The 11,287-nt window shown below is 69.6% G+C and carries 9 protein-coding genes; all 9 read left to right on the forward strand.

All coding sequences use genetic code 11. From position 1 onward, the window contains the following. The first annotated feature begins 27 nt into the window (after positions 1 to 27). The 9 genes from ACLJRL_RS33420 to ACLJRL_RS33460 all read left to right on the forward strand — a co-directional run bounded on the left by ACLJRL_RS33420 (position 28) and on the right by ACLJRL_RS33460 (position 11,286). Entirely contained in the window at positions 28 to 921 is an 894-nt protein-coding gene (locus tag ACLJRL_RS33420; RefSeq protein ID WP_410660346.1) for a GNAT family N-acetyltransferase, read from the forward strand. Next, positions 918 to 2,024 carry an o-succinylbenzoate synthase gene (gene menC / locus ACLJRL_RS33425; protein WP_410660347.1) on the forward strand — a complete coding sequence of 369 codons (1,107 nt, stop codon included), beginning with the start codon at positions 918 to 920 and terminating at the stop codon, positions 2,022 to 2,024. Before ACLJRL_RS33420 ends, menC begins: the two co-directional genes overlap by 4 nt. Positions 2,025 to 2,100: 76 nt before the next feature. Continuing rightward, positions 2,101 to 3,774, forward strand: coding sequence for a PucR family transcriptional regulator (locus ACLJRL_RS33430; RefSeq protein ID WP_410660348.1), 1,674 nt, complete (start codon positions 2,101 to 2,103; stop codon positions 3,772 to 3,774). A gap of 176 nt (positions 3,775 to 3,950) precedes the next feature. Then, positions 3,951 to 5,207: an MFS transporter gene (locus tag ACLJRL_RS33435; RefSeq protein WP_410660349.1), complete on the forward strand. Its 1,257-nt coding sequence runs from the start codon at positions 3,951 to 3,953 to the stop codon at positions 5,205 to 5,207. An 11-nt stretch (positions 5,208 to 5,218) separates the two neighbouring features. Next, positions 5,219 to 6,115, forward strand: a complete 897-nt coding sequence (locus ACLJRL_RS33440; RefSeq protein ID WP_410660350.1) for a serine hydrolase — start codon at positions 5,219 to 5,221, stop codon at positions 6,113 to 6,115. 295 nt (positions 6,116 to 6,410) lie between these two features. After that, positions 6,411 to 7,799 (forward strand): serine hydrolase domain-containing protein, encoded by a 1,389-nt coding sequence (locus ACLJRL_RS33445; RefSeq protein WP_410660351.1) that lies wholly within the window; start codon positions 6,411 to 6,413, stop codon positions 7,797 to 7,799. Beyond that, positions 7,796 to 8,698 (forward strand): serine hydrolase, encoded by a 903-nt coding sequence (locus ACLJRL_RS33450; RefSeq protein WP_410660352.1) that lies wholly within the window; start codon positions 7,796 to 7,798, stop codon positions 8,696 to 8,698. Before ACLJRL_RS33445 ends, ACLJRL_RS33450 begins: the two co-directional genes overlap by 4 nt. A gap of 9 nt (positions 8,699 to 8,707) precedes the next feature. After that, positions 8,708 to 10,306, forward strand: coding sequence for an ABC transporter substrate-binding protein (locus ACLJRL_RS33455; RefSeq protein ID WP_410660353.1), 1,599 nt, complete (start codon positions 8,708 to 8,710; stop codon positions 10,304 to 10,306). Beyond that, a complete protein-coding gene (locus tag ACLJRL_RS33460; protein WP_410660354.1) occupies positions 10,306 to 11,286 on the forward strand; it encodes an ABC transporter permease in 981 nt (326 codons plus the stop codon). Before ACLJRL_RS33455 ends, ACLJRL_RS33460 begins: the two co-directional genes overlap by 1 nt. The last annotated feature ends 1 nt before the right edge of the window (position 11,287 follow it).

An 11,287-nucleotide genomic window follows, 5' to 3' on the forward strand; every position in this document is an offset into this window, starting at 1 on the left:
GCGGGGGAGCCGGGAAAGGATTGTCCCGTGACGAATCTTGCGACGAATACGGAAAGCCTGGTCTCCCGGGAGGTGCGCGACGAGGCCGTCGCCGCCGCGCGGGCTTCGGCCGTGGCTTCGGGCGTCGAAGTCCGCGAACTCATCGAAATCGACGATCTGGCGGCGGTGGTCGGCCTGTTCGAGTCGATCTGGCAGTCCGCGCCGGGTGCCCGGCCGGTCAGCACGGAACTGCTCCGGGCGATGTCCACGGCCGGGAACTACGTCGCGGGCGCGTTCGAGCACGGCGAACTTCTGGGGGCCTGTTTCGGTTTCTTCGGTAATCCGGGGAAGGCGAGCCTGCACAGTCATATCGCCGGGGTCGCCCGCGCCGGGGCGGGCCGGGGGATCGGTCACGCGCTCAAACTGCACCAGCGCGGCTGGGCGCTGCTCCAGGACGTTTCGGTGATCACCTGGACGTTCGACCCGCTGGTGTGCCGCAACGCCTATTTCAACCTCGGCAAGCTCGGCGCGCTCCCGATCGGGTACCTGCCCGATTTCTACGGGCCGATGGAGGACAGCATCAACGGCTCGGGCGACACGGACCGGCTGATGGTCGGCTGGGACCTGACGAGCCCGGCCGTGCGGGCCGCGTCGTTCGGCGAACCGGTCCTGACCGACGCCGGTGCGCTGCGGGAACAGGGCGTGGCGGCGGCCCTTTCGGTCGCCGCGGACGGCGGTCCGATCGTCGGCCCGGCCGACACGCCGACCGTACTCGTCGCCGTCCCGCCCGACATCGAACGGTTACGCCGCACCGATCCCGGTCGCGGCAACGCGTGGCGCGTCGCGCTGCGTGAAGTCCTCGGTGGACTGATGGCCGACAACGCCCGCGTCACCGGTTTCGATCGAGCCGGCTGGTATGTGATCTGTAAGGAGCAGTCGTGAAACTCAGCGGTGTGGAACTGCGCCGGGTCCGGATGCCGCTCGTGGCCCCGTTCCGGACGTCGTTCGGGACGCAGTCCGAACGGGAACTCCTGCTCGTGCGCGCGGTGACGCCGGCGGGTGAGGGCTGGGGCGAATGCGTCGCGATGGAGGCCCCGCTCTACTCGTCGGAGTACAACGACGCGGCCGAACACGTGCTGCGCACCCACCTGATCCCGGCTCTGCTGCAGGCGGGCGATCTCACCGCGTACAAGGTGACGCCGCTCCTGGCGAAGTTCAAGGGTCACCGGATGGCGAAGGCCGCGCTGGAGATGGCCGTCCTCGACGCCGAACTCCGGGCGCACGAGCGGTCCTTCGCGGCCGAGCTGGGGTCCACCCGGGACTCCGTGGCCTGCGGCGTCTCGGTCGGGATCATGGACTCGATCCCGCACCTGCTCGACGTCGTCGGCGGCTACCTCGACGACGGCTACGTCCGCATCAAGCTGAAGATCGAACCCGGCTGGGACGTCGAGCCGGTGCGTCAGGTGCGGGAGCGCTTCGGTGACGACGTGCTGCTGCAGGTCGACGCCAACACCGCGTACACCCTCGGCGACGCGCCCCTGCTGGCCCGGCTCGACCCGTTCGACCTCCTGCTGATCGAGCAGCCGCTCGAAGAGGAGGACGTGCTCGGCCACGCCGAACTGGCCAAGCGCATCCGGACACCGATCTGCCTCGACGAGTCGATCGTCTCGGCGAGGGCGGCCGCGGACGCGATCAAGCTCGGGGCCTGCCAGATCGTCAACATCAAACCCGGCCGCGTCGGCGGCTACCTCGAAGCCCGCCGCGTGCACGACGTCTGCGCGGCGCACGGGGTCCCGGTGTGGTGCGGCGGGATGATCGAGACCGGGCTCGGCCGGGCGGCCAACGTCGCCCTCGCCTCGCTGCCGGGCTTCACCCTCCCCGGCGACACCTCGGCGTCCGGCCGGTTCTACCGCACGGACATCACCGAGCCGTTCGTGCTGGAGGCGGGGCACCTGCCGGTGCCGACCGGGCCGGGGCTCGGAGTCACTCCCATTCCCGACCTCCTCGACGACGTCACCACGGCGAAAGCGTGGATCGGTTCGTAGCGGACTACGAATTCCGGGGTTAGATTTGGTCGGATCGGACCATTCGGTTCGGTGAGGCCGGGTTTAACTTCGGGGGGTGCTGACACCGGTGCCCAGCAAGCCGCACACGAGTTTGGGGCGCGTCCTCGAAGACCTCGGGGACGTGCTCCTGGAGCCGGTCGCGGTCGGCCGGACCACCCGCAAGCAGCTCGGCGGGGTGGTCATCCACGATCCGCACGACGAGTCCGAATTTCCCGGCCGGGCCGTCGTGCTCGGCGTCGGGGTGCGGGAGCACGACGAGGTCGTCCGCCTTTTGCACGACGTGGGTGCGCGAGGCGCGGCGGCGCTCGTCGTCCGTTCTCCCGTCACCCCGACGCCGGAACTCCGGCGGGTCGCGGAGTCGTCCGGGGTCGCCCTGCTCGGGCTGGCGCGGGGCGCTTCCTGGGCCCAGCTCGCCGCCATGCTCCGGACTCTCTTGGCCGAAGGGGACGTCGGCGACGTCTCGCCGCAGACCCTTGGCGGAATGCCCTCGGGTGATCTTTTCGCACTGGCCAACGCCGTGGCGGCGTTGCTGGACGCGCCCGTCACGATCGAGGACCGCAACTCGCGGGTCCTCGCGTTCTCCGGCCGTCAGGACGAGGCGGACCCGTCCCGCGTCGAGACCATTCTCGGCCGTCAGGTGCCGGAGCGGTTCACTCGCGGCCTGGAGCAGGACGGCGTCTTCGAGAAGCTGTACCGCGACCACGCCCCCGTCTACGTCGATCCGAGCCGCTACGACGACAACGCCATCGCGCTTCCCCGGGTGGCGCTCGCCGTCCGTGCCGGCGACGAGGTGCTCGGGTCGATCTGGGCGGCGGTCCGCGAACCGCTCAGCGAGGAGCGCACCCAGGCGCTGGTGGACGCCGCCAAACTGGTCGCGCTCCACATGCTCCGGTTGCGCGCGGGCGCCGACGTCGAACGAAGGCTGCGCGCCGACCTGGTGAGCACCGCCCTCGAAGGCGGAACCGGGGCGCCGGAGGCGATCGCCCGGCTCGGCCTGCTGGGCCAGCCGTCGATCGTGCTCGCCATGGGACTGCTCGGCACACCCGCATCCGAAGACGACCTCCGCCTGGCCGCGGACCGCCAGCGGGTCGCCGACGCGCTGGCCATGCACCTGAGCGCGGTCCAGCCCCGGTCGGCCGTCGCCCTCGTCGGCGACGTCGCCTACGGAATCGTCCCGATGCCGGGGAACCACGCCGACTGCCTGGAACGTTCGGTGCGGGTCGCGACCACGTTCCTGGAACGCACCGGACGTCGTGCGGCGGCGGCGATCGGGATCGGGCCGCTCGCGCTCGACGGGTCCGGCCTGCGTGCCTCGCGCGACGGCGCGGACCGGGCGTTGCGCGTGCTGCTCACCAACGGCGGCGCCAAACGCGTGGCGACCGCCGACGACGTCCACGTCGACGCGCTGATGCTGGAACTGGCCGATCTCGCCGCGGCCAGGGGAGACGTCGCGACGGGATCCGTGGCGCGGCTGCTCGCCTACGACACCCAGCACCAGTCCCAGCTCGTGCACACCCTGCGCTGCTGGCTGGACGCCTTCGGCGACATCGGCGCCGCGTCCGCCGCTGCCTACGTCCATCCGAACACCTTTCGCTACCGGCTGCGGCGGCTCGCCGAAGTCGGCGAGATCGACCTCGACGACGCGGGGGAGCGGTTCGCGGCGATGCTGCAGCTGCGGTTGCTGCCCCGGGACCGGCAAACCGGGCAGCCGCCGGTGGAAGAGACCTGACGATCGCCGGACTTGGTCTCCCCGGCCCGAAAGACCGCCGGATGTTCGTGTGATCGCACGAACCCCGCGAAGAGCGCGCTGATCAGAATAAGTGATCCGGCGTGACCTACGCGACACACCCCTGCCGCGTCCCACGCCGTTCTCCTTCTCTCCCAACGTTTTCTCGCGGAGGCGCCATGACAGTGGTCAAAGAGGACACCTGGACAGCGCGGCGGATCAACCGGACGGCCCTGATCACCATGGTGGTGATGCTGTTCGCCTGGTCGGTCGACTACATCGACCGGTTCTCCATCGGGATGGCGCTGCCGATGATCGGCGCCGAGTTCGGGCTCAGCAAGACCGACCAGGGCTGGCTCGTCACCGTTTTCGCGTTGGTCTACATGATCTGCCAGATCCCGGCCGGATTCCTCGCCGACCGCTACGGTTCCCGGGGACCGATGCTGGTCACGCTGCTGCTCTGGTCGGGTTTCACCGCGATGACCGGGATGGCCGGCACGTTCGGCATGTTGCTGTTCGTTCGCGGCCTTTTCGGTGTGTGCCAAGGACTTTTCCCGGCGGCGTCGTTCAAGGCCGTCGCGGAACGGACGACACCGCGCAACCGCGCGACGGTCACCGGCGTGATGCTGGCCGCGGGCGGGGTGGGCGCGGGGCTGGCACCGCTGATCGTCGGTCCGCTGCTGATGGCCGTCGGCTGGCGCCACACCTTCTTCTGGATGGCGGGGATCGGCGCGCTCGTCGGCGTCGCGGTCTGGGCGATCCTGCCCAAGGCGCTGCCGAAGTCGCTCAGCAGTCTCCCGCGCGACGAGGCGAAAACGCCCGAGGTGTCGCGCAAGCAGGTGCTGAGGTCCCCGGTGGTCTGGAAGTTCACCCTGTTGTTCTGTGCCACCAACATGCTGAACTACGGCCTGATCACCTGGGTACCCAGCTATCTGCTGGAGGCGCGGGGCCTGACGCTGAACCAGACCGGGGTACTGGCCGCGATCCCGATGCTGGTCAGCATCGGCACGACCATCCTCGGCGGCTGGCTGTTCGACCGCTACTTCCACGACAAGGGCCGCTGGTACCTGGGTTCGGTCGCGCTGGTCACCGTGGTGCTGCTGACCCTGATGGTGACCGCGGAGACCACCGCGGAGTTCACCCTCTACGAAACGCTCGCCGTCGCGGTGTTCGGCATGGCGACGATGTGCGTGTTCGGCCTTCCCCTGCGGGTGCTGCCCACGGCGGTCACCGGGATCGGCATGGGGGTGATGAACTTCGGCGGCCAGGTGGCCGGCGCGGTCGCCCCGGTGGCGATGGGTTTCCTGGCCGACGCCTTCTCCTACACCGCCGCGTTCTGCTTCCTCATCGGTACCACGCTGCTCACCGCCGTGATGGCGTTCTGGGTACCGCAGACCCCCGCGCAGTTCACCTTCTCCCCGGCGAGTCCGAAGTAGACAGGAGTGTCATGACCACCGCGTCCGAAACAGTCGAAACGATCAACCGTCGCGCGAAAGAAGTAGGAGTCCGGGTCCGGCTGCACGCGGCCGAGATCGACGGCACCCGCCGGATCGGCATCGACGAAGGCGACTCCGTCGTCACCGCGTCGGTGTTCAAAGTGCCGATCGCGCTGGAACTGGCCAGGCAGGCCTCGGAAGGCGAGCTCGACCTCGCCGAGCGGGTCACCGTCCCACCCGGACATCCCACCCCGAGCCCGTACGGCCTGGCGACCTTCCGGCACGAGATCTCGATGTCCTGGCACGACCTCGCGATCCTCATGATCGGGATCAGCGACAACGTGGCGACCGACCTGATCCTCGCCAGGGTCGGGAAGGACGCCGTCACCGAAACCCTGCGGAAGCTCGGTTTCGAGCGGACCACGGTCCCGCAGGACTGCGGCGAAGTGTTGAGCGGCATCGGGGAGGACCTCGGACTGTCCTACGAGGACGATGAGCGGCTGTTGTCGGAACTGCCGTTCGAACGGCTTGCCGCGTTGCGCGCCCTGCAACCGGAGCACACCTGCGCCACGACGGCCGCCGAGATCACCGGGCTGCTCGGGCAGATCTGGCGCGACGAGGCGGCGTCGCCCACGGCGTGCGCGGACGTCCGGCGCTGGCCGGAACTCCAGGTGTGGCCGCACCGGCTGCGGTCCGGGTTCCCCGACGACGGGATCCGGGTGAGCGGCAAGACCGGAACTCTGCCGTCCGTGCGCAACGAGGTCGGCGTGGTGGAGTACCCGGATGGGGGCCGTTACGCGGTAGGGATTTTCACGAGCGCCGTCGACTCGCGGTCGAGAGTCCCGGAGCGGGACGCGTTCATCGGCTTCGCCGCCGCGCAAGCGGTCGAATGGCTGAGGCTTCCCTAGTGTCGCGTGATCCTGCTGCGTTGCGGCGCTGTGGATCCACGTGGTTCCTGGCAAGGCGGAGGAAAGCCACTCGTACTGGACGTACTTGGGCTTTCTCTGACGCAGCCAGGGGCCGCGTGGGCCGCAGCGGCGTAAGGCAAGCAGGGTCACGCGACACTAGGCCGCGGGCGAATGATTCGTCCTCCCGGATGAATTTTCCCGCCCCTCTCGTCGTTCCGCACGAACCGGTGACGCCGGTCACCGCCATAGCATTCCGGCAACCGCCGGTCCACCCTTTCCCGGACAAGAGGTACGCATGTCGAAACTCTCCGAAATCGATGCCTGGCTCGAACAGAACCTGCCCTCGCTCCTGGCCGAACACCAGGTGCCAGGCGCGGCTGTCGCGGTCTTCGCGAACGGCGAGGTGATCGACCACGCGGCCGGCCTGCTGAACACCGGCACCGGTGTGGAGTCCACAGTGGACTCGGTGTTCCAGATCGGCTCCATCACCAAGGTATGGACGACCACCCTGGCCATGCAGCTCGTCGACGAGGGGCGGCTGGACCTCGACAAGCCGGTCCGCGACTACCTTCCCGAGTTCGCCCTCTCCGACGACGACGCCGCGGCGCGGATCACCGTCCGGCAGCTGACCTGCCACACGTCCGGGTTCGAAGGCGACATCTTCACCGACACCGGCCAGGGCGACGACTGCGTCGCGAAGCTCGTGGCGACGCTGTCCGATGTGCCGCAGCTGTTCGGCCCGGGGGAGATGTTCTCCTACAACAACGCCGGGTACTGCGTGCTCGGCAGGCTGATCGAGGTGCTGCGCGGCAAGTCCTACGACGACTGCCTGCGCGAGCACCTCTTCGCGCCGCTGGGGCTGACCCACGCCGCCGCCGGACCCTACGAGGCCATCCGGTACCGCGCCGCGATCGGTCACCTCCAGGAGTCGCCGGACGCCGCGCCCGCCCCGGCGCCGGTCTGGGCGCTGACCCGGTCGAACACCCCCGCCGGTTCCCACCTCGCCATGCGCCCGCGTGACCTGCTGACCTTCGTGCGTATGCATCTCAACGAAGGCCGCGCGGACGACGGCACCCAGGTGCTCAAGCCCGACACCGCGCGCGCCATGTGGGAGCGGCAGGTCGAACTGCCCTACCTCGGCCTGATGGGCGGCGCGTGGGGTCTCGGCTGGATGATCTTCGACTGGGAAGGCGGCCCGGTGATCGGCCACGACGGCGGAACCATCGGGCAGTCGGCGTTCCTCCGGGTGGTGCCGGGCAGCAACGTCGCGGTGGCGCTGCTGACCAACGGCGGCAAGCCGCTGCACCTGTACCTGGACATCTTCCGGAAGGTGCTGGGCGACCTGGCCGACGTCGAGGTTCCCTCGCTGCCCGAACCCAACGCCGCCGAAACGCCCGCCGACGCCTCCCGGTTCGTGGGCGAGTACTCCTCGCAGGTCGCGGACATCGTCGTCAGCCAGGACGAGGACGGTGGCCTCTGGCTGGAACGAACCCCGAAGGGGGTGTTCGCCGATCTCGGTGGGCCGCCGGAGAAGAGCAGGCTCCAGGGCTACAAGGGCGACACCCTGGTCGCCGAACACGACGGGCTGGGCCTGCACATGCCGCACGCGTTCGTCGGTGACGACGGGACAGGGCGGGCGCTGTACGTCCACACGGGACGCGCGGACCGACGAGTGAGCCGATGACGGAGATCGCAGGCGAGATCGAAACCACCTTCGCGGAAGCGGGAGCGCGGGGTTTCGTGCACGCCCGGGAGATCGGCGTGCCCGGCGGCCCCGAGGTCGGCGTCGGAGCGGACGACCAGGTCGTGCTGGCCTCGGTGTTCAAGATCCCGGTGGCGCTCGCCTACGCCCGGGAGGTGTCGGCCGGGCGGCTCGACGAGACCGAGCGGACCCGCGTCACCGCGCGGTACCGGATCGGCGGGATCGGCACCGCCGGCTGCGCCGACGACGTCGAGATGACCTGGCGCGACCTCGCGCATTTCATGCTGACGATGAGCGACAACGCCGCGACCGACCTGATCTACCACCGGGTCGGGCAGGAGGCGGTGGACCGCGTCCTCGCCGACCTCGGACTCGTCCGCACCCGGCTGATCGGGTGCTGCGAAGACCTGTTCGAGTCGGTGATCGCCGACCTCGGCGCGCGGCCCGACGACGATCTGGAGGCGGTCTTCGCCGCCGCCACCGAAGAACAGCTGTGGAAACTCGCGGTGGTCGACCCGGAACGCACCACGTCGTCGACTCCGCGCGAGATCACCGAACTGCTCGACGCGATCTGGACCGACCGGGCCGGTGACCCGGCCGCCTGCGCCCAGGTACGGAAGACCATGGCGCAGCAGATCTGGCCACACCGGATCTCGTCCGGCTTCCCCGCCGGCGTCGCGATCGCGGCGAAGACGGGGACTTTGCCCGCCGTCCGCAACGAAGCGGGCGTGGTGACCTATGTGGACGGTCGCCGCTACGCCGTCGCGGTGTTCACCCGTGCCGATTCTCTCGAAGACCGCTTGCCCGCGGTCGATTCCGCCATCGGCAAGGCCGCCCGCCTCGCCGTGGACCACCTTCGCGCGCAGACCGTGACCCCGTAGGAGAACCCCATGAAGACAGCTCGGATCACCGCCGCGATCGCGGGCGTGGTGGCCTTGACCGTGAGCGCGTGCGGGGGAACGTCGCAATCCGGGGAAGACCGGACCGCGAACCAGAAACTGACCGACGGCAAGACCTTCACCATGGCGGTCGCGTCCGATCCGGGGACGCTGGACCCGGCGATGACGGTCCTCGCCATCGCCCTCCAGATGGACCGCTTCCTGTACGACGGCCTGATCGACCTCGATTCCTCGGGGAAGCCGCTCCCGCTCCTGGCGGAGAAGTTCGAGGCCACGACGACCACGGCCTCGTTCACCCTCCGGAACGGGGTCACCTGCGCCGACGGCGCACCGCTGACCGCGGCCGACGTCGCGGCGAACATCAACTTCGTGGGCGACCCGGTGAACAAGTCCGCGATGCTCGGCCTGGCGATCAAACCGGGGACGAAGGCAGTCGCCGACGAGGCGGCCCGGACCGTCACGGTCACCAGCGGCGGGCCGGACGCGTTCCTGCTCCGCAACCTGGGGAGCCTCGGGATCGCCTGCGGCAAGGGACTTCAGGACCGGACGGCGCTGGCCAAGGGGCAGCACGGCACCGGCATGTACACCATGACCGAGCTCGTGCCGAACGACCACTACACCCTCACCCGCCGCAAGGACTACGCCTGGGGCCCGGGGCAGTGGCAGCGCGAACAGCCCGGCCTGCCCGAAAAGGTGGTCGTCCGGGTCATCCCGAACACCACGACGGCGGCGAACCTGTTGCTGTCCCGCGAGCTGAACGCCGCCACGATCAACGGACAGGACCAGCAACGGCTGCGTGCCCAGAAACTGTTCCACTCCGACTTCTTCGCGCCGATGGGCGAACTGTTCTTCAACCAGGCGCCCGGACGCATCGGGCAAGACCAGACCGTACGCCGGGCCTTCGTGCAGGCACTCGATCTCGCGCAGATCGGCAAGGTGCTCACCAGCGGCAACGGCGAACCCGCGAAGGGAATGGTGACCGCCGAACCGCGGCCGTGCTCGGGTGACTCGGTCACCGGCAAGCTGCCCTCGTTCGACGTCGCCGCGGCCAAGTCCGCGCTCGACGAGGCGGGCTGGGTCCCGGGCACGGACGGGGTGCGGGTCAAGGACGGCAAGCGGCTCGCTCTCACCGCCCTCTACGGTCAGCAGCTCGGGCAGACCATGGGGTCGGCCGCCGAACTGATGCAGCAGGCGTGGAAGGGCATCGGCGCCGACGTCACGCTCAAGGGCGCCGACAGCCCGGGCACCAGCCAGGTGCTGTTCGGCACCGGGGAATGGGACATCTCGATGGCGCCGGTGGGCTTCGTGCTGCCGAGCCAGTCCGTGCCGTTCATGTCCGGGCCGAAGCCGCCGGACGGCACCAACTTCGCGCATATCGAGAACCCGGAGTTCGACTCGCTGGTCGCCCAGGCGGCGAACATGCCCGGTGAGGCCGGTTGTGCTACCTGGTCGGCCGCCGAAACGGCGCTGGTCACCCGAGTGGACGCGGTGCCCTACGTCAACACGGTCGTCCCGATCTTCGGCAGCGACGCCCGGTTCGAGGTCAACCTCGGCTCGATCACCCCGTCGACGATCCGGATGTATTCCTGATGACCAGCGCTCTCGCGGCGTCCGGCCTGCGGAGCAGCCCCTGGCTGTCCTTCGCGGGCCGGCGCCTCGGCCGGTTCGCCGTCTCGCTGTGGGTGCTGGTCACGATGGCGTTCCTGATGATCCAGCTGATCCCGGGCGACCCGGTCCGCGCGGCGCTCGGGCTCACGGCTCCGGTCGACCTGGTGAACGCCCGGCGGGAGGCGCTCGGGCTCGACGACCCGCTGTGGATGCAGTACCTCGACTACCTCGGCGGGCTGATCACCGGTGACTTCGGGACGTCGATGACGAGCGGGCTGCCGGTCTCGGACGTGATCGGCGACCGGCTCCCCGCGACGCTCGAACTGGCGTTGCCCGCGTTCGCGGTGGTCATCGCCGTGGCGATCCCGCTGGGCGTCCTCTTCGCCGTGCTGACCCGCGGCGGACGTCGCCGCGGCGGTGAACTGGCGTTCACCTCGACGACGGTGCTGCTCGCAGCGATCCCGGAGTTCCTGCTCGCGGTGGCGCTGGTGGCGTTCTTCGCCGTCCAGCTCGGCTGGTTCCCGGTCGCCGGAAGCGAAGGGGCGGGATCACTGGTGCTCCCGATCATCGCGCTGGCACTCGGCCCGGCGTCGGTGCTGGCCCGCATCGTCCGGGTGGAGATGCTTTCGGTGCTGGGCCACGACTTCATCCGCACGGCGCGGGCCAAACGGTTACCGGCGCGGCTGGTCTACGTGCGGCACGCGCTGCCGAACGCGCTGACCGCGACACTGACCCTCGGCGGGCTGATGCTGACCGGCATGGTCGCCGGGACGGTGCTGGTGGAGAACGTCTTCGCCTGGCCTGGTCTCGGTTCGACGATCGCGCAGTCGATCCTGCAGAAGGACTACCCGCTGGTGCAGGCGATCGTGCTCGTCTACGGCATCGGGGTGCTGCTGGTGAACCTGACGGTGGACGTTCTGCTGGCCGTGCTCGATCCGCGTTCGACGATCCGGGAGAGCTGAG

It is taken from the genome of Amycolatopsis sp. lyj-112, assembly GCF_046549055.1.
In the GTDB taxonomy this organism is placed as follows: Bacteria; Actinomycetota; Actinomycetes; order Mycobacteriales; family Pseudonocardiaceae; genus Amycolatopsis.